Raw genomic sequence first — 18,219 nt, 5'->3', positions numbered from 1 at the left:
CATAGAGCGAGCACAAGGAGGCGCAGTGTTGAGTGAAGAGGGCAGGGCATCTGCGGAGGATGACAGGGGAGAGACCGGCTCTGTCGAGCGGGTCGCAACGCTGATCCCGTCCCCTCATGGCGGTGAAATGGCCCGTTTGCAGGCAGAGATCGCCGCTTTGCAGCATGAAAACGGCCTGTTGCAGGAGAAGCTCAATGCCGCCCTCGATGGCACCGGCATCTGTCTCTGGCAGGGCACCATTCCCACCGGCGAGCTGCGGGTCTTCAATCTGCAGAACTTTCAGGCCGGTGACATGGCCCCTCATTTCGATCAGTGGAGCGCCAAGCTCCATCCCGACGATCGCGCCCATGCCATGGGCAGCTACTTTGCCCACCTTGAGGGCAAAACCCCCTTCTATGAAGCCGAATACCGCACCATCAATCCGCAAGGCGAGGTCACCTGGCTGTGGGATAGGGGTCGGGTCGTCGATCGGGATGGCGATGGCAAGCCGCTGCGGATCATGGGCTCCCATATCGATATCACCCAGCGCAAGGCTTATGAGCAGCGACTGGCGGAGCGCGCCAACAGCGACGCGCTGACCGGCTTGCTCAACCGGCAGGGGTTTGGCAAGGCGTTTGCCCAACTGCAGCCGCAAGGGGCGGGGGCGCTGCTCTTTATCGATCTGGATGATTTCAAGGGGATCAATGACCAGCTGGGCCATGCCTGCGGCGATCTGGTGTTGCAGCAGATGGCGGACTGGCTGCGCCTTATTATGCCTGGCTCGGCGCTATGCGGCCGTTACGGCGGCGACGAGTTTGTGGTGCATCTGCACCGGGATGTGTCGAGCCATGGCCTGGCGCAACTGGCTGACGCCCTGATCAGCCGGATGCATGGCTATGTGCCCAAACCCGGTTGCCCGCAACGGGTGGGGCTGAGTATCGGCATCGCCCTGTGGGAGGAGGAGCCATTGAGCTTCCGACAGGCATTGGAGGTGGCCGACCGTGCCATGTATGAGGCCAAGGCGCGCGGCAAGCGGGCCTGGTATCTGCTTCAGGTGTGATGTTTTTTACAGGTTCAATTCAAAGCAAAAACCCCAGCCGAGCTGGGGTTTTCGTTATTCGCCTTTGGCGCCGAGCTGCTGCTCGAGCTGAGCCAGCTTGCTTTCGAGGGCGGCCAGTTTTTCACGGGTACGCAGCAGCACCTTGGTCTGCACGTCGAACTCTTCGCGGCTGACCAGATCCAGCTTGCCCAGCTGGGCTTGCAGTACCTGACGCATCTTCTTCTCGGCCTCTTCACCCATGCTGCGAATGCCGGGCGGCAGGGAGTTGTGCACCTGCTTGGCGATCTCTTCCAGTTTCTTCGGGTCGATCATGATGTCCTCCTTAAGCGTTGGCGGACATTCTACCGACAATTCCCTCACTTTGCCGAGATCGCGGCGGCTTTTTAGTCGTGATGGTGCCCGCTGGCTGGTCGGGTCTGGTGATGGGGCTACAACTGCTACCCTTGCGCCCCTTTGTTAACCTGAAACCATGACATGCACCACAAAGCTGAGCCAGAACTGTCCGGCATGAGTCTTATTTGGTGTTGGTTTTATGTTAACGTTTTGCAGTCGAGGTCGTGATGACCCCGTTGGCTTGTGATGGATAACAACCTTATAAAAAGAGAATAAAAAATGAAGAAGAAGCTAATTTATGCAGCTGTTGTCAGCGCCCTGCTGGCCGGATGTGGTGGAGATGACAACAAGGGAGACACCACCAGCTCCCTCGATTATGCCCTGAGTGGTGCCAGTGGTCTTCGCCCGAGTGTACTGGCTCCCCGTGCCAGCGACGGTACTCTGAAGTTTTCAACCGAGACTCAGGATCTGTCGAACCCGGTATCTGCTCTCTCTACCCTGGATGGCTGGTCAACCACCCAACCCGTCCAGCTGGTAACGGCGACCGTGACCGGTGTCTCTGTGCCGGCACCGGGGGCCAGCGAGTATGCCTCTGCCGTTGCGCCCCTCTACCTGCTCGAGCTCACGCTGGATCCTGATACTCTGCAACCCAACGGAGTCAAGGGCGGCAAGCCACTGGTTTATGGGACCGACTTTGTGGTCACTGGCGGGGACGGCAAGCTCAATCTGGTTCCGCTCAAGCCGCTCAATCCCTCTTCTTACTACATGATCGTGGCGACCGATGCCCTCAAGGACAGTCGCGGCACACCGCTCAAGGCGGGAGGCGATTACAGCAGCTTCAAATCGACAGCTGGCGCAACTACTCAGGAGCAGACCATCAACGGCCTGATCTCGCTGCAGGAAGGTCTGTTCAAAGCGGCCACCGGGATCACCAGCGATCGGGTGATCTTCTCCGACTGGTTTGCCACCCAATCTGGTGCCGATGTGCTGCTGGCAGTGAAAAGTGCCGCCGCTTCGGTGCTGAAGAGCCCGAGCCTGGACGCCGCGGCTCTGTGGAAACAAGATGCCAGAGGCAACACCAGCCTGCCGGCAACCTATACCATCAATGGTCTTAATGGCGGGGTGGATTTTCTGACCCAGCTGGCGAATGAGCCATTCTTGCCGCAGGATCAGAAAGATGCACTGACAGCCGCCTTTGGTGTTGGTACGCCGCTTAACGGGGTTGCCCAGCTAACCAAGGTGTATACCGGTACCGTCAAACTCCCTTACTTCCTCTCAACCCCGCCGATAGCCGGCTCCTGGGACAAGGCCAAGACCCAATCCTGGCACGGCGCCATTCCCAGCCTCTATGCCATCGCCAACGCGCTGAAAGCGGGCGATACCGAGGTGATCGGTGGACTGGTCGGGGCGGGCGTGGACCCGGCATTGCTGGGTGAGCTGATCACCGACCCGAGCCGTCAGAGTGAACTGCTGACCGAGGCGAGCAAGCTGATCGGGGTGACCCTCACCTCTGGTGGCAAGCCGCTGGATGCCGAGCGCAATATCGGCCGTTTCAACCCGTTGCCGACCCTGAGCGAAGTACAATCGGTACCGCTGCGGATCTTCGCCGCTGCACCGCTCAATACCATCACCGATGTGATCATCTATCAGCACGGGGTTACCTCCATCAAGGAGAACGCCTATGCGCTGGCGCTGGGCCAAATCGGCGCAGGTGCCACAGCCAGCAAGAGCGTCGCTGTGGTAGTGATCGATCACCCGCTGCACGGCGAACGTGGCTACGCTTTGAGCGGCAGCATGGATACCGTCACCACCTCCGAGAACCCGACTCCCTACCTGAATCTGGGTTATCTGACGGTGGCGCGGGACAACCTGAAACAGAGCGTGGCCGATCTGCTGGGACTGCGACTGGCTGTCGGTCTGGCCAACACCCAGGGATTGGGTGGCCAATTGGGTGGTGCCGGTCTGAAAGTTCACTTCCTTGGTCACTCACTCGGTGCCATTACCGGGGCCAATCTGCTGGCTGTCGCCAACCAGACCACCGGCAGTGCTCAGGCTGATGCCCTGTTCAAGTTCGATACCGGTGGTCTGGCGATGCCGGGTGGCGGCATCGCGCCGTTGTTGCTCAACTCGCCGAGCTTCGGGCCGACCATCAAGATGAGCGTGCTTACCTCGGGCAGTCCGGCGCTGAAAGCGGGCTTTACCGCCTATGCACCGAATTGCAAAACGGCTGCCGCCACTTGCTTCGTCAACGAGTTCCTGCCCAGTCTGGATGCGGCCACGCAGGCGGGTGCGGCGAGCACCTTGCAGAGCTATACCTTTGCCGCCCAGTCAGTGCTGGACTCTGCGGACCCGATCAATCTGGGCAGTGGTGTCGCCAAGAGTTTCCCGCTGTTCGCCACCGAAATTGTTGGCGATGGTGCGCTCAGCTTGCCGGATCAGGTGATCCCCAACAGCATCGCCTCTGCGCCGCTGGGTGGCACCGAGCCGCTGTTCCGGGTGTTGGGTTTGCAAGAGCTGAAAGGGTCCGGCGTGCTCCCGGCGGGTCACCATGCAGCCCGCTTCCTGAAAGGGGGCCATAGCTCGCTGCTGGCACCTGACGAGAACTTCGATCAGGCTGGCGCGGTCACCACCGAGATCCAGACCCAGTTCGCCAGCTTCTTTATGAGCGGTGGCGCGGCGGTCAAGGTAACCGATGACACCCTGATCAAGCAGTAACTGCTCATCGCGTAAAAAAACGCCGCCCCTCGGGGCGGCGTTCTCGTTTCTGCAACTGCTGAATAATCAGGTCGGCTGGTGGTTGCGATCCAGCCAGCCTTGCAGCAGGCCGACCAGCAGGCCGGTCAGGTGGGCAATATTGGCCGTGCTGGTGCCGAGCATGTCGAAGAAGCCGAGCACCATCCAGAACAGCATAAAGCCCATCAATGCTGGTGGCAGGGTGAGGCCGCAGGCCGGTAGTAGCTTGCTGCGCAGCCAGCAGTAGCCGAGCAGGGCATAGACCACGCCGGAGAGACCGCCAAACAGCGGGCCGCTGGCAAAGAACTCGGCGATATTGGGCAGGGCGGCGCCCACCAGCAGCAGGATCAGCAGCTTGCCGCTGCCGAGGCGCTGCTCGATCTGGCCGCCGAGATACCACCACCACAGCAAGTTGAACACCAGATGGAGCACCGAGAAGTGGATCAGGGCGGGGGTGAAATAACGCCACGCCTGCCAGTCGGTGAACTGGGCAAGCGTCGGGTGGAATGCCAGTTCATCGTAGATGGGCAGGCCGATGGCCTCGATCCCGTAGATGGCGAGACAGGCGATGATCACCATCAGCGTCAGTGGCCCCGCCTGATGGAGGAAATCGGTGATGGGATCCGTCATCCCCTTGCTGTAGTCGATGCGGGCATCGGCGTGGCCGGATTGCCAGGAGGCTTCCATATAGCGCGGGTGGCCCGGCTCGGCCAGAAAGCGCTTCACCTCCAGTTGGGCCTGAGCGAGGCGTTGCTCGTCCGCCAGCCAGATGGTGACCCCCAGCTCGGACTGGGTCAGCTCGCAGGAGATCCCCAGGGTCGCCAGATAGTCCACCAGCGCCTGTGCCATGCGGGCGTTGTCGAGCACTAGCAGCTGGATCATGCCTCGCCTGCCTCGATGGGAAACTCCCGGCGCCACGCCTCGAAGCCGCCATCCAGACTGTAGACCTCGTCATAACCCTGTTGCAGCAGGTATTGGGCAGCCCCCTGGCTGCTGTTGCCGTGGTAGCACATCACGATGACCGGGGTATCGAAATCCACTTCGTTCATAAAGCGCACCAGGGTGCCGTTGGTGAGGTGGAAGGCGCCGACCGCGTGGGCCGCTTCAAAGGATTGCGGGTCGCGAATATCCACCAGACGGGCTTCACCCGCGCTCAGTTTCTGGTGGGCATCATGGGCATTGATATGGGCAAACTGGTCCATCGAGATGTCCTGCGAATAGGTTGATTACGGGCCAGTGTACCGCAAGCTTGGGCGCAAACTAACCCCACAAAAGATAAGGGAGCCAGCGGCTCCCTTGTCGATATGGCATGCTGGTCAGTGGGTTAACCGCCCAGATAGGCCTGCCGCACTGCCGGGTTGGCCAGCAGGGCGGCGCCCGTGTCTTGCAGCACCACGTGGCCGTTCTCCAGCACATAGCCGCGGTCGGCCAGCTTGAGCGCCTGGTTGGCGTTCTGCTCCACCAGAAAGATGGTCATCCCCTTCTGCCGCAACTGTTCGATGGTGTCGAAGATCTGCTGGATGACGATGGGGGCCAGCCCCAGCGAGGGTTCATCCAGCAGCAGCAGGCGCGGTTTGCTCATCAGGGCACGGCCGATGGCCAGCATCTGCTGCTCGCCGCCGGACATGGTGCCCGCCCGTTGTTGCAGGCGCTCGTGCAGGCGCGGGAACAGGGTAAACACCTGATCCAGCAGGCCATGCTGCTCGGCCTTGTCGACGAAGAAGGCGCCCATCAGCAGGTTCTCCTCCACCGTCAGGCGGGCGAAGATGCGACGCCCCTCCGGCACCACGGCGATATCCTTGCGCATGATGCGGGCGGTGGTGAGGGAGCTGATCTGTTCCCCCTCAAACCAGATGGAGCCGCTGCTGGGCTTGGGTTCGCCGCAGAGGGTCATCAGCAGGGTGGTCTTGCCTGCGCCGTTGGCGCCGATCAGGGTGACGATTTCCCCCTCTTTCACCTCGATGCTGACATCGTGCAGTGCCTGAATTTTGCCGTAGTGGGTCGATACGTTGCGAAGTTCTAACATCTTTTTGTCCTTACGACTCGCCCAGATAGGCCTTGATCACTGCCGGGTTGTTGCGGATCTCATCCGGCTTGCCGTGGGCCAGCGGGGTGCCCTGACTGACCACGAAGATGCGGTTGGAGATGCCCATCACCAGCTTCATATCGTGTTCGATCAGCAGCACCGAGACCCCGAATTCGTCCCGCAGGCTCATGATGAGCTCGTCCAGCTCGTCGGTCTCCTTCGGGTTGAGACCGGCGGCCGGTTCGTCCAGCATCAGCAGCTCGGGACGGGTCGCCATGCAGCGGGCGATCTCGAGGCGGCGCTGCTGACCGTAGGCCAGATTACCGGCGGCGCGGTTGGCAAGATCCTTGAGGCCCACTTTATCCAGCCAGAAGGCGGCCCGCTCCAGCCCCTCCTGCTCGGCACGGCGGAAGGCCGGGGTCTTGAACAGGCCGGCGATAAAGCTGGTGTTGAGGTGCTGGTGCTGGGCAACCAGCAGGTTCTCCACCGCCGTCATCTCCTTGAACAGCCGCACGTGCTGGAAGGTACGCACAATCCCCTTGCGGGCGATGAGGTGGCCGGGCAGCCCCTGGATCTCCTCACCCTTGTAACGGATGGTGCCGCCGCTTGGGCTGTAGAAGCCGGTCAGGCAGTTGAAGATGGTGGTCTTGCCCGCGCCGTTGGGGCCGATGATGGAGATCACCTCGCCCTTGTCGATATCCAGTTTGACCCCGTTGACGGCCAGCAGGCCCCCGAAGCGCATCGACAAATCAGAGACTTCCATTAACTTCTGATGTGTACTCATTTCTTCAACTCCAGATGCGGACGGGTCATCGGCAGCAGTCCTTGTGGCCGCCAGATCATCATGAACACCATCAAGAGGCCGAACATCAGCATGCGATACTCGTTGAATTCGCGGGCCAGCTCCGGCAGCACCGTCATCACGATGGCCGCCAGCACCACCCCGATCTGGGAGCCCATGCCACCCAGCACCACAATCGCCAGCACAATGGCCGATTCGATAAAGACGAAGGATTCCGGGCTGATAAAGCCCTGCCGCGAGGCAAAGAAACTACCCGCAAAACCGGCGAAGGTAGCGCCTATGGTGAAGGCGGTCAGCTTGATGATGGTGGGGTTGAGCCCCAGCGATTTGCAGGCGATCTCGTCTTCCCGCAGCGCTTCCCAGGCGCGGCCCAGCGGCATGCGCAGCAGGCGGTTGATGACGAACAGGGTCACCACCACCAGCACCAGCGCCATCAGGTAGAGGAAGATCACCTTGTGGTTGGCGTTGTAGGTAATGCCGAAGAAGTTGTGGAAGGTATCAAAGCCGCCATCCTTGACGGTGCGGTTGAACTCCAGCCCCCCCAGGGTCGGTTTGGGAATACCGGAGATCCCGTTCGGGCCGCCGGTCAGGGTGGTCATGTTGTTGAGCAGGATGCGGATGATCTCGCCAAAACCCAGGGTGACGATGGCCAGATAGTCCCCCCGCAGCCGCAGCACCGGGAAACCGAGCAGGAAGCCGAAGGTAGCGGCCATCAGCCCGGCGATGGGCAGGCACTCCCAGAAGCTCAGTCCGAAGTAGGTGTTGAGCAGGGCATAGCTGTAGGCACCGACCGCGTAGAAGCCGACATAGCCGAGATCGAGCAGGCCGGCGAGGCCGACCACCACGTTCAGCCCCAGCCCCAGCATGATGTAAATCAGGGTAAGGGTGGCGAGATCGATGGCGCCGCGAGAGGCCATAAAGGGCCAGCTCACCGCGAACAGCAGCACCAGCACGGCGGTGAGGTTATAGAGCTTGGGTGCCTCTTCCGGGCTCGGTAGCACCAGCTTGGTGAAGCCGACCGAGAAACCGCTGATGGAGGCCTGAAACAGCTTGGCGATCTGGCCGCGCAGCATCTGGAACCAGAAAACAAGGGTGGCTCCCCCCAGCAGCCAGGCCAGCGACACATCGAGGCGGCTCACTACCTGCAGGCTGGAGCCATCGGTCTCCAGCTTGAAGCCGAGCAGCCAGAAAGAGAGCACCAGCAACACCAGGCTGGCGATACAGGCGTGGATAAATTGATGTTTCATCACACTTTCTCCACTTCCGGACGACCCAGAATGCCGGTCGGCATAAAGAGCAGCACAAAAATGAGCAGGGCAAACGCCATCACATCCTTGTACTCGGTGCTGAGATAACCGGCGGTGAGCGCTTCAACCACGCCGAGCAGCAGGCCGCCCAGTACGGCGCCCGGAATGCTGCCGATACCGCCCAGCACAGCGGCAGTGAAGGCCTTCAGACCGGCCATAAAGCCGAGGTAGGGATTGATGACGCCGTAATACATGCCGAGTAGCACCCCGGCGACGGCGGCCAGCGCGGCCCCCAGCACGAAGGTGATGGAGATGACTACATGGGTGTCTATCCCTAACAGGTTGGCCATCTTGATATCTTCCGAACAGGCGCGGCAGGCGCGGCCCATGCGGGAGCGGCCGATGAACTGGGTCAGCGCCAGCATGGTGATGAAAGTCACCACGAAGATGATCAACTGCATATAGGAGAGGCTGGCCTGAAAACCATCCTCACCCCCCAGGGTCCAGCCACCTGAGATCAGGCTGGGCATGGCGATATCCCGCGAGCCCTGTGCCATCCGCATCATGTTCTGCAAGAAGATCGACATGCCGATGGCGGAGATGAGAGGGATCAGCCGGTTGCCACCGCGCAGTGGCCGGTAGGCGACCCGTTCGATGCTCCAGCCATAGGTGCCGGTGATGATGATACTGACCAGGAAGGCGCCCCCCAGCAGTAGAAAGGTGCTGTCGATGCCCATCATCATGAGCCCCGCCATCACCATAAACGCGACATAGGAGCCGATCATGTACACCTCGCCGTGGGCGAAGTTGATCATGCCGATGATGCCATAGACCATGGTGTAGCCAATGGCGATCAACGCATAGGTGCTGCCTATGGTTAATCCGTTCAGCAGTTGCTGAACGAGATAAAGGAGGTGTTCGGACATACTGCGTTCCCTGTACTTGCCCGCAAAGAGAGGAGGGGGTGAGCGTACTCACCCCCGATCGGCAGATTATTTGACTTGGCTGGAAGTACCGTCAGCGTGCCACTGGAACACACCGAATTCGAAGCCTTTCAGGTCACCGTTCGGTGCCCAGGTCAGGGGGCCCATCACGGTATCGATCGGTGCGGCCTTGATGGCGGCGGCAACGGCAGCCGGGTCATCTTCACCCGCCTTGGCGATACCGGCGGCCAGGGTTTGCACCGCGGCATAGGTAGTCCAGACGAACGGGCCGGAGGAGTCCTGACCCTTGGCCTTGAACGCTGCAACCAGCGGGGCGTTGGCCGGCACCAGATCGTATTTGTTCGGCAGGGTCACCAGCAGGCCTTCGGAAGCCGGGCCACCGATGGCGGAGATATCCTTGTTACCCACTCCTTCCGGGCCCATGAACTTGGCTTTCAGCCCCTTCTCGCCAGCCTGACGCAGGATCAGACCCAGCTCAGGGTGATAGCCGCCGTAGTAGACGAAATCGACGTTCTCTTTCTGCAGTTTGGCGATCAGGGCGGAGAAGTCCTTGTCACCGGCGGTGATCCCTTCAAAGGCCACCACTTTCACGCCAGCCTTGTCGAGCGCCGCTTTGACGCTGGAGGCGATCCCTTCACCGTACTGCTTCTTGTCGTGGATAACGGCGACGCGCTGGGGTTTGACCTGCTCGATGATGTATTTGGCGGCAGTCGGGCCCTGATCGCTATCCAAGCCGATGGTGCGCAGGGTCAGCTGGTAACCGCGCTCGGTGATCTTGGGGTTGGTGGAGGCGGGGGTGACCATCAGGATCCCCTCGTCTTCATAGATGTCGGAGGCGGGCAGGGTGTTGTCGGAGCAGAGGTGGCCGACCACGAACTTGACGCCGTCGTTCACCACCTTGTTGGCAACGGCCACCGCCTGTTTGGGATCGCAGGCATCGTCATAGACGACCGCTTCGATCTGCTTGCCATTGATGCCGCCAGCCTTGTTGATCTGCTCGACCGCCATCTTGCCGCCGGTGAACTGCATGTCCCCGTACTGGGCGACCGGGCCGGTGACCGGGCCTGCGATACCTATCTTGATGGTGTCTGCCGCGTGGGCGATGGAGATCGATCCAAACAGAGCCAAAGAAACCGCTGCGCCAACTGTGATTTTGCTCAACTTATGCATTGATTCGTCCCTTAATCAGTGGATTGTTTCATTTCCGTGTGCCATTCCGGATCTACATCCCGTGCATCCGGCTATAGGTATGGTTCTATCATTCCTCACGGGGCAATAACAAGCTGTTAAAGATACTAACCAGAGGGGGTTGAATAGGCGGATTTTGAAATAAATGACCTGTTATTTTCGGCTAATCAGAGCTTAATTTTGATTTGTTGACTTAACATCTTGGTAACGAGAGGTGATTCTGACAAACGCCAGAGGATTAATCTGGTGATATTTTACTCTGACAGCGCTCCCATTTTGACCACAATCCATTTGCGCAAACAGAAATGAGCGCCTAAATTAGCCGGCATTGACAATTCCGTGGCAGAGCTCGTTAAAACCAAGCCTTTATTCGGGAAATCTGCTAATGTTCCGCCTTTGACAGTCAGGAGACAGAGATGGCCACTATCAAGGATGTCGCCTCGCGCGCAGGCGTATCCATCTCCACCGTCTCACATGTGCTCAACCACACTCGGCGGGTCAGCGAAGACGCGACCCAGAAAGTGATTGAGGCGGTGGCAGAACTCAACTACGCGCCCAACTCGGTAGCGCGCAGTCTTAAAATAAATTCGACCAAGACCATTGGTATGCTGGTCACCACCAGCGTAAACCCCTTCTTCGCAGAAGTGGTGCAAGGGGTTGAAGCGTACTGCTTCGAACAGGGCTACAGCCTGATCCTCTGCAACACCGAAAACCAGCCGCCTCGCCAACAGCATTACCTGAGAATGCTGATGGAAAAACGGGTGGATGGACTGCTGGTATTGGGTACCGATATCGACACCCCGTTGCGTGACATGCTGCGCATCCACAAGAACGTGCCGCAGGTGGTACTGGATTGGGGCACGGAGTGCGATTTCGCCAACGTCATCAACGACAACGCCCGAACCGGTGCCCGCATGGCCGTACGCCATCTGCTGGAGCTGGGGCACCGCGACATCGTCTGCATCACTGGCCAGCTCTCCAAGCCGACCACCCAGCAGCGGCTGGACGGGGTACGTGATGCGCTGGGCGAGCACGGTCTGACCCTCAAAGATGAACAGGTCTTTGAAGGGGATTACGAGAGCCAGAGCGGCTTCGATGCCATGCAGCGCATTCTGGCCCTGCAGCCTCGTCCGACCGCGGTCTTTGCCTTCGACGATCCCATGGCGATCGGCGCTATTTGCGCTGCCTGGGAAGCGGGAGTCAAGGTGCCGGACGATATCTCCATCATCGGCTACGACGATGTGGAGATGGCGCGCTTCTCCAGCCCGCCGCTGACCACCATCCGCCACCCGAAGGCCGAACTGGGCCAGCTGGCGGTGAAGCATCTGGTCAGCCGGATCCGCAACAAGGAGCTGGAAGTGGAGTCGATGACGGTACAGCCCGAGCTGATCGTCCGCCGCTCGGTCAAACCGCTGCGTTAATCCGCACCCGTTGCCAACACGAAAAACCCCCTCTATCACGAGGGGGTTTTTGTTTATGGGCGGGTTATTTCAGTTCCGGCCAGTAGGCTTTGTTGGCCTCTATCAAGTCATCCAGAATGGACTTGGCCACCGATGCACTGGGCACTGTCTTGGAGAGGGTGATGGCTTGCCACAGCTTCTGGTAAGAGTGCTCGACCCAGGCTTCGACCACTAGTTTCTCGACCGCGACCTGCTGACCCATCATGCCCTGCTGGAACAGCGGGATGCTGCCCACTTGCAACGGCTCTGGCCCGCTGCTGCCGACCAGGCAGGGGATCTCGACCATGGCTTCCGGGTCAAAGTTGGGGATGGCGCCGCGATTGGGAACGATCAGCAGCATCCGCTCCTGAGTGTTGAAGGCGATGGCGGTTGCCAGGTCAACGATATAGGAGGCGTGTTCATCGATCTCCAGCTCGCCCGCTGCTGAATTGCCTGCCTTGACGATGTCGCTACAGGCGGTGAAGACCTGCTTCTCGCGGTGCTCCATCACCTCGTTGGCACGGGTGTGTTCCGGATTGGAGTGGGCCACCACATAGTCCGGGTAGAGGTAGTACTTCAGATAGGTGTTAGGCAGGGTATCCGGGTCGAGCGCCCACACATCCTTTGCCTTGGCGAAGGTATCGTTCCAGCTTGCTTCGGCATGGCTGGCGCTATTGGGCACATAGCCGTGGCGGGCGACGTGCTCCTTGATCTTCGGCATCAGGTCGTTGCCTTCCAGATCTTCGATGCGGGTCCACCAGCCAAAGTGGTTGAGGCCGTAGTAGCGTACCCGCATCTCTTTGCGGGATTTGAGACCGGCAATCTGGGCCATGCGCCCCTCGATCCCGATCGGCATGTCGCAGATGTTGAGGATTTTGGCATTGGGACGCAGGCGACGGGTCGCTTCAGCCACAATGGCGGCCGGGTTGGAGTAGTTGAGCATCCAGGCATTGGGTGAGTACTGCTCCATATAGTCGACCAGCTCCAGCACCCCGCCGATGGAGCGCATGCCGTAGGCGATACCGCCCGGGCCGCAGGTCTCCTGACCGACCACGCCATGACGCAGCGGGATCTTCTCGTCCAGCTCGCGCATTGGATATTTGCCAACCCGGATATGGGCCATGACAAAATCTACATCGCTAAATGCTGCTTTGGGGTCGGTGCCATAGCTGAAGGCGATCTCGGGAGCCTTCTCTTTCAGCAGGATTTTGCAGGCTTCGGCGATGATCTCCTGACGGGCACCATCGTTGTCGTAGAATTTGATCTCCTTGAGCGGGAAGCGATGCTGATTTTCCAGCAACATCAGAACGATACCAGGAGTAAAAGTGCTGCCACCACCGGCAATGACTACAGAGAATTTTTTCATGATCATGACTCCATTACTAAAGATGATTGTTGATGACTGTTGTTCATAATCGATTCCATATTTTCACGTACCTGAGGTACATGCAGACCGATAATTACCTGGATACTATCGCCATGGCGGACGACCCCATGGGCACCCAATTTAATAAACTCCTCATCTGCTGCTGCCAGCTTGCTGTTAACCAACGATATTCTTAAGCGGGTGGCACAATTATTCAGACTGCGTATATTTTTGACTCCACCAAGCGCTTCGATAATTTGTGTTGCACTATCACTGCCACGCTGGTTTTTGGCTGCCTGATAATCCGACTTGGAATAAAGCTTTATTTCACTGTCTTCCCGGCCCGGTGTTTTAAGATTGAGCCGGATAATCAGTGCGCGGAATATCAGGAACCAGATGCCGGTAAAGACCAATCCGATAGCGATCTGGGTGAACATCATTCCCGCATGGTTGTGGAACATGGGTATCCAGTTCTGCGGCAGGAACTGGTCGAGCAGACCTCCACCCATGTTGCCTACCACACCAAACAGGTACATCACAGTCGACATGGTGGCTGCCAGCAGGGCGTGGATGGCAAACAGCAGCGGCGAGATGAAGAGGAAGGTGAACTCCAGTGGCTCGGTGATACCGACCAGAATGGCGGTCAGGGTGGCCGGGATCAGCAGGCCTGCCACCTTGGCCTTGTTCTCTTTGGCTGCCGTGGCATAGATGGCCAGAGCAATCCCCATGGCACCGAAAATCTTCGAGTTGCCGTGCAGGGCAAAACCACCCTGAGGGAACTGTTCAATCAGCGGGCGAGTGCTCTGGCTGAACTCCAGCATGTGTTGCGCCCAGTAGAGCTGAATGCCTCCCTCTACTGCCGCAGGGCCGAAGATGAAGGGGCCGTAGATAAAGTGATGCAGGCCGGTCGGAATCAAAATCCGCTCGAGGAAGGTGTATACCCATACCCCGACCGGACCCGAGACCAGCATGAAATTCTGCAGGGAGGCGATGCCCATCTGTACTTTTGGCCAGCCGATCAGGGTCAGCCAGGCGCAGGGGATCATCACGAAGAAGGCGACAATGGTAACAAAGGAGCTGCCCTGAAAGATGCCGAGAAAGACCGGCAGTTGGCGATCAAACAGGCGGTTGTGCAGTGCCGTCACGATGCCGGAGATGACGATGGCCCCTATGATGCTGGTATCAAGGGTCTTGATCCCCGCTACCATGGCGAGGCCACTTTCACCCCCTACATCCTGACTGAAGTCGACCCCGAAATAACTGCCCCAGGTCATGCCCATGGCGTTGATAAAATAGTTCCAGGTCATGAAACTGACCAATACAGCCAGACAGGCTCTGGCTTGTGCCTTATTTGCCAGACCGATTGGCAGGCCAATGGCAAATATTAGCGGCATATTTCTGAATACTGTCCAGCCACCCTCTTCAATAATATGGATGATCTGAAAAAATAATCCTTGTGGGTTTGCCAGTGATTCACCGACAAACATCGGGTTTTTCAGCATAATTGCAATGCCTACTACCATACCTGCAAAAGGAAAAAGCAGTACAGGAGTGAACATTGCTCCGCCAAAACGTTGAATTTGACTGAGCATATATTGTCCCTTGGTTGAAATAGCTAATCGAATCCTTGCCGGTGTTGCCAGATGCAAATTAGCAACGATAAAAAGAGACCTCATGAAATATCTTGGAATAATGTGATCTGACGCATGCAGTTATTTAGACAAAGATGTCTAACTTTTGCGATATTGTTGTACCTCTTGGTTTTGTGATGTTCTTGCAGCTTTAGTTTAAATTTAAGTTATTGTTTTTATGCAATTTATCCACTTACTTAAGAATAAGATGGTTGGCGTTGTGACCACAGGAGATGTCTAGCAGTGATCTATAAATCGGTGGCTGACCGACTCAGGATCAGGGTAAACGGTGCCGAGTGCCGGGTGGGAGATGTGTTGCCGGGCGAAAAAGCGCTGGCAGAACAGTATGGCGTCTCCCGCATGACCATTCGCAGAGCGGTAGATATGTTGATCGAGTGGGGACTGGTCGAGCGGCGCCACGGCAGCGGCACCTATGTGACAAAAAAGGATGTCCAGCATGAGACCAAAGGTCTGAGCGGGTTTACCGAACTGATGCGCGAGCAGGGGCGCACATTGACCAGCCAGGTACTGGAGTTTCGTACCATGCCCGCGCCACCGGCCATCGCCAGTCAGCTGAGGGTTAAGGTGAATGAACCCGTCTATTACTCAAGCCGGATCCGCTCGGTGGATGGTCGGGCACTGCTGCTGGAAGAGAGCTATATGCCGGTCAGACTGTTTCGCAATCTGTCGGTAGCCCATCTGGAAGGGTCCAAATTCGACTACATCGAACGGGAGTGCGGCATCGCGATTGCGGGCAACTATGAGTGCTTCAGTGCCGTGCTGGCGGATCGGGTTACTGCCGAGCTGCTCCATATCGAGCAGGGGGCACCTATCCTGCGGCTCACCTCGCTCTCATACAGCGAGAGCGGAGAGTTCCTCAACTACTCCATCATGTTCCGCAATGGTAACGACTACCATGTCGACTACCATCTGCACCGTTTTCGTTAATCCGCTCGCCAGCCTGCGGGTTGGTTATTGGCTGGATGCAGGGTCTCTCACGAAGCAGGGAATGGCCCTCTATATGGTGGATATTCCCCCCGTTTGAGCTGCCTCGCATTTTGCCTGTTAATCGTTTGATCAATATCAACAAAGGGTTAAGTTCTGATGGACTCCCGACTTAACCGTTCCATCCTGTAGGTTGGGTATGACTGTCAAGGATGGTGTCTTATGTTCCCCCCTCGCAAGCTGGGTCACCAGATCACGCTGCTGGCAATCGGCGGCATCGTATTGCTCGCCGTGGTGCTGCTTACCTTTAATCTGTTTGAAAATCGCCAGCGGGCGCTCGCGGCCGAGCAGGCTGCACTGCGGAGCCAGCTCCAGAATGTGGAAGCGGTGATCAAAAACACCAGCCATGAAACCGTGCTGGCGGCGACTCTGATCGCCCAGCGGCCGGATGCAGCAAAGGCGGTGGCCGACAAGGATTGGCAGACCCTCGCCAATCTGTTTGATCCGCTCTGGCCCGCTATCAAGGCGCAGGGGATCCAGCAGTTTCACTTTCACATTCCCCCGGCTACTTCCCTTTATCGGGTACACAAGCCCGCAAATCATGGCGACGACCTCTCTACTACACGGTTGGCAGTGGTCGAGGTGAACCGCAATCATCAACCGGTCGGCGGGTTGGAGACCGGTCAGGGGGGCACCGGGATCCGCGGCGTAGTGCCGGTCACTTTCAATGGTCAGTCGGTCGGCTCGGTGGAGTTTGGCCGCGCCCTCGACACCTCGCTGTTTGCCGATCTGCTGGGCAAGGACAGTCGCTTTGCCATCTATCTGTTTGAACAGGGTAAGCCCGTTATGCTGACTGGTACCTCCATGCTTGGTGAGTCGGTGGACTGGTATCAGGAGGTATTGGCGGGAGAGAGCCGCTTCACCACCATCAAGCAGCAGGGGAGCGATTTTCTGGTGATGGCGGCACCGTTGCGCGACTTCTCCGGCAAGGCGGTCGGGGTGATCGAGTTGGCGCGTGATCACAGTGAGGTGGCAGCCGCGCTGGTACGCCAGAGCTGGCAGATGGTAATGATCGCGCTACTTGGCACCGCTCTGATTGCGGTGGCGCTGGTGCTGCTGCTGGCGCGTCTTAGCCGTCCGCTGCTCGACAGCGTCAAGGCGCTGGAGGCGCTGGCCAATGGCTCCGGCGATCTCGGCAGCAAGCTGCCGGTGGCGGGGCCGGAGGAGATCCGCCGGCTCGGGTCGGCGTTCAATGGCTTTGTTGCCAAGATCCGCGACACCATCAGCCAGCTCACCGCTACTCTGGGCGAACTGGCTGGCGAGAGTGAGCGGCTGTCGCGCAGTGCGGCGGGCAACCTTGGCAGCATGACGCGCCAGCAGGAGCAGACCACCCAGCTCGCCACCGCCATGACCGAGATGACCAGCACGGTACACGAGGTGGCCAACAACACGGCGCAGGCGGCCGAAGCGGCCAACGAAGCGGACAATCAGGCGGTCACCGGCGATGAGGTGGTGCAGCAGAGCGTCAACATGATCGAACAGCTGGCCGAGGAGATCGCCAGCGCGGGCAACACCGTGAAAGAGGTCGCCAAGGCCAGCGAGCAGATTGGCTCGGTGCTGGCGGTGATCCAGTCCATCGCCGAGCAGACCAACCTGCTGGCCCTCAACGCTGCCATCGAGGCGGCCCGGGCCGGTGAACAGGGGCGCGGTTTTGCGGTGGTGGCCGACGAGGTGCGCTCGCTGGCTGGCCGCACCCAACACTCCACCGCCGAGATCCGCGGCACCATAGAGCAGTTGCAACGGGCGGTGAGCACCACGGTAACCATGATCGAACACAGCGTCTCGCGGGCGGGGGAGTCGGTGGAGCGGGCCAATCAGGCGGGGGAAGCCCTCGGCCGGATCAAGGGGGCGGTCAACAGCATTCGCGACATGAATACCCAGATCGCCGCTGCCTCGGAGGAGCAGTCCTCGGTGAGCGACGAGATCACCCGCAATATCGTCATCGTCCACGAGATCTCCCAGGCCACCACGCTGGTGGCGCGGGATACCGCCCATATCGCCAGCCATGTGGCGACCCTGGTGGACAAGCTGGGGGATCTGGCCGGGCAGTTCCAGGATGGTTCCAACGTGCGGATGGTGCTGAGTCGCGCCCGCGCCGCTCACATGGGCTGGAAGACCCGGGTGCGCGCCTATCTGGATGGGCAGGAGGGACTGTCGCGCAGCGAGGCGGTCAGTGACAAGGAGTGCCGCCTTGGCCACTGGTACTTCAGCGAAGGGCAGGCATGCTGCGGCGATCAACCCGCCTTCAGGGCGATGGCCGCCCCCCACGCCAGACTGCATCAGGTGATCCAGCAGGTTATCGAGCTGAAAAATCAGCACAAGCATGAAGAAGCTGAGGCGCTCTACCGCGAGATCTAGCAGAACTCAGAACAGGTAGTGGGCTGCATCGATCAGCTGCTGCGGGAGATGACCAAGCCGGAGCGTTAATGACGAGCAGGCGGATAGCCAAAGGGCTGACAGCGATGT

15 protein-coding genes are annotated in these 18,219 nt (G+C 59.0%); 5 read left to right on the top strand and 10 right to left on the bottom strand.

Annotated features, from left to right (window positions below):
- The first annotated feature begins 25 nt into the window (after window positions 1–25).
- A complete protein-coding gene (locus LRL22_RS18660) occupies window positions 26–1,039 on the top strand; it encodes a GGDEF domain-containing protein (protein WP_005355901.1) in 1,014 nt (337 codons plus the stop codon).
- A gap of 54 nt (window positions 1,040–1,093) precedes the next feature.
- Here LRL22_RS18660 and ubiK read toward each other — a convergent pair whose 3' ends face one another.
- Window positions 1,094–1,351 (bottom strand): ubiquinone biosynthesis accessory factor UbiK, encoded by a 258-nt coding sequence (gene ubiK / locus LRL22_RS18655; protein ID WP_005339429.1) that lies wholly within the window; start codon window positions 1,349–1,351, stop codon window positions 1,094–1,096.
- A 300-nt stretch (window positions 1,352–1,651) separates the two neighbouring features.
- On the opposite strand from ubiK, the gene LRL22_RS18650 reads away from it, so the two are divergent.
- Window positions 1,652–4,087 (top strand): VolA/Pla-1 family phospholipase, encoded by a 2,436-nt coding sequence (locus tag LRL22_RS18650; protein ID WP_270906085.1) that lies wholly within the window; start codon window positions 1,652–1,654, stop codon window positions 4,085–4,087.
- A 66-nt stretch (window positions 4,088–4,153) separates the two neighbouring features.
- On the opposite strand, the gene glpG is transcribed toward LRL22_RS18650, so the two are convergent.
- The 7 genes from glpG to LRL22_RS18615 all read right to left on the bottom strand — a co-directional run bounded on the left by glpG (window position 4,154) and on the right by LRL22_RS18615 (window position 10,294).
- Complete coding sequence (gene glpG, locus LRL22_RS18645; RefSeq protein ID WP_270906084.1) at window positions 4,154–4,987, bottom strand: rhomboid family intramembrane serine protease GlpG; 834 nt, start codon at window positions 4,985–4,987, stop codon at window positions 4,154–4,156.
- Window positions 4,984–5,307, bottom strand: coding sequence for a thiosulfate sulfurtransferase GlpE (gene glpE / locus LRL22_RS18640; RefSeq protein WP_005355913.1), 324 nt, complete (start codon window positions 5,305–5,307; stop codon window positions 4,984–4,986). Before glpE ends, glpG begins: the two co-directional genes overlap by 4 nt.
- A 122-nt stretch (window positions 5,308–5,429) precedes the next feature.
- The gene (locus LRL22_RS18635) at window positions 5,430–6,131 is read right to left on the bottom strand and encodes an ABC transporter ATP-binding protein (protein ID WP_201944488.1); all 702 of its coding nucleotides are present in this window, start codon (window positions 6,129–6,131) and stop codon (window positions 5,430–5,432) included.
- A 10-nt stretch (window positions 6,132–6,141) separates the two neighbouring features.
- Complete coding sequence (gene livG, locus LRL22_RS18630; RefSeq protein WP_005357323.1) at window positions 6,142–6,915, bottom strand: high-affinity branched-chain amino acid ABC transporter ATP-binding protein LivG; 774 nt, start codon at window positions 6,913–6,915, stop codon at window positions 6,142–6,144.
- Entirely contained in the window at window positions 6,912–8,180 is a 1,269-nt protein-coding gene (locus tag LRL22_RS18625; RefSeq protein WP_005355922.1) for a high-affinity branched-chain amino acid ABC transporter permease LivM, read from the bottom strand. Before LRL22_RS18625 ends, livG begins: the two co-directional genes overlap by 4 nt.
- Window positions 8,180–9,106: a high-affinity branched-chain amino acid ABC transporter permease LivH gene (gene livH, locus LRL22_RS18620; RefSeq protein WP_005339439.1), complete on the bottom strand. Its 927-nt coding sequence runs from the start codon at window positions 9,104–9,106 to the stop codon at window positions 8,180–8,182. The genes LRL22_RS18625 and livH overlap by 1 nt, the downstream gene beginning before the upstream one ends.
- Window positions 9,107–9,172: 66 nt before the next feature.
- Entirely contained in the window at window positions 9,173–10,294 is a 1,122-nt protein-coding gene (locus LRL22_RS18615; RefSeq protein WP_005339442.1) for a branched-chain amino acid ABC transporter substrate-binding protein, read from the bottom strand.
- Between the two features lie 434 nt (window positions 10,295–10,728).
- On the opposite strand from LRL22_RS18615, the gene LRL22_RS18610 reads away from it, so the two are divergent.
- A complete protein-coding gene (locus tag LRL22_RS18610) occupies window positions 10,729–11,733 on the top strand; it encodes a substrate-binding domain-containing protein (RefSeq protein WP_270906083.1) in 1,005 nt (334 codons plus the stop codon).
- A 64-nt stretch (window positions 11,734–11,797) separates the two neighbouring features.
- On the opposite strand, the gene LRL22_RS18605 is transcribed toward LRL22_RS18610, so the two are convergent.
- Together LRL22_RS18605 and LRL22_RS18600 are read right to left on the bottom strand one after the other, a co-directional pair.
- Window positions 11,798–13,123: a 6-phospho-alpha-glucosidase gene (locus tag LRL22_RS18605; RefSeq protein WP_206665121.1), complete on the bottom strand. Its 1,326-nt coding sequence runs from the start codon at window positions 13,121–13,123 to the stop codon at window positions 11,798–11,800.
- Window positions 13,120–14,709, bottom strand: coding sequence for an alpha-glucoside-specific PTS transporter subunit IIBC (locus LRL22_RS18600; RefSeq protein ID WP_005342439.1), 1,590 nt, complete (start codon window positions 14,707–14,709; stop codon window positions 13,120–13,122). Before LRL22_RS18600 ends, LRL22_RS18605 begins: the two co-directional genes overlap by 4 nt.
- A gap of 282 nt (window positions 14,710–14,991) precedes the next feature.
- On the opposite strand from LRL22_RS18600, the gene LRL22_RS20425 reads away from it, so the two are divergent.
- Window positions 14,992–15,696: a GntR family transcriptional regulator gene (locus LRL22_RS20425; RefSeq protein WP_270906082.1), complete on the top strand. Its 705-nt coding sequence runs from the start codon at window positions 14,992–14,994 to the stop codon at window positions 15,694–15,696.
- A 219-nt stretch (window positions 15,697–15,915) separates the two neighbouring features.
- Window positions 15,916–18,111 carry a methyl-accepting chemotaxis protein gene (locus LRL22_RS18590; protein WP_270906081.1) on the top strand — a complete coding sequence of 732 codons (2,196 nt, stop codon included), beginning with the start codon at window positions 15,916–15,918 and terminating at the stop codon, window positions 18,109–18,111.
- The last annotated feature ends 108 nt before the right edge of the window (window positions 18,112–18,219 follow it).

This window comes from Aeromonas sp. PI_26 (genome assembly GCF_027854445.1).
Classification (GTDB): domain Bacteria; phylum Pseudomonadota; class Gammaproteobacteria; order Enterobacterales; family Aeromonadaceae; genus Aeromonas; species Aeromonas veronii.
The sequence above is the reverse complement of the archived record's forward strand: the minus strand, read 5'-3'. Positions and strand labels throughout refer to the sequence as shown.

Coding starts and splice junctions, on each gene's coding strand:
- LRL22_RS18635 (WP_201944488.1), bottom strand. CDS start 6,131: ATGTTAGAACTTCGCAACGTATCGACCCACTACGGCAAAATTCAGGCA.
- LRL22_RS18625 (WP_005355922.1), bottom strand. CDS start 8,180: ATGAAACATCAATTTATCCACGCCTGTATCGCCAGCCTGGTGTTGCTG.
- glpG (WP_270906084.1), bottom strand. CDS start 4,987: ATGATCCAGCTGCTAGTGCTCGACAACGCCCGCATGGCACAGGCGCTG.
- LRL22_RS18610 (WP_270906083.1), top strand. CDS start 10,729: ATGGCCACTATCAAGGATGTCGCCTCGCGCGCAGGCGTATCCATCTCC.
- LRL22_RS18590 (WP_270906081.1), top strand. CDS start 15,916: ATGTTCCCCCCTCGCAAGCTGGGTCACCAGATCACGCTGCTGGCAATC.
- LRL22_RS18615 (WP_005339442.1), bottom strand. CDS start 10,294: ATGCATAAGTTGAGCAAAATCACAGTTGGCGCAGCGGTTTCTTTGGCT.
- LRL22_RS18600 (WP_005342439.1), bottom strand. CDS start 14,709: ATGCTCAGTCAAATTCAACGTTTTGGCGGAGCAATGTTCACTCCTGTA.
- LRL22_RS18650 (WP_270906085.1), top strand. CDS start 1,652: ATGAAGAAGAAGCTAATTTATGCAGCTGTTGTCAGCGCCCTGCTGGCC.
- livG (WP_005357323.1), bottom strand. CDS start 6,915: ATGAGTACACATCAGAAGTTAATGGAAGTCTCTGATTTGTCGATGCGC.
- LRL22_RS18605 (WP_206665121.1), bottom strand. CDS start 13,123: ATGATCATGAAAAAATTCTCTGTAGTCATTGCCGGTGGTGGCAGCACT.
- glpE (WP_005355913.1), bottom strand. CDS start 5,307: ATGGACCAGTTTGCCCATATCAATGCCCATGATGCCCACCAGAAACTG.
- livH (WP_005339439.1), bottom strand. CDS start 9,106: ATGTCCGAACACCTCCTTTATCTCGTTCAGCAACTGCTGAACGGATTA.
- ubiK (WP_005339429.1), bottom strand. CDS start 1,351: ATGATCGACCCGAAGAAACTGGAAGAGATCGCCAAGCAGGTGCACAAC.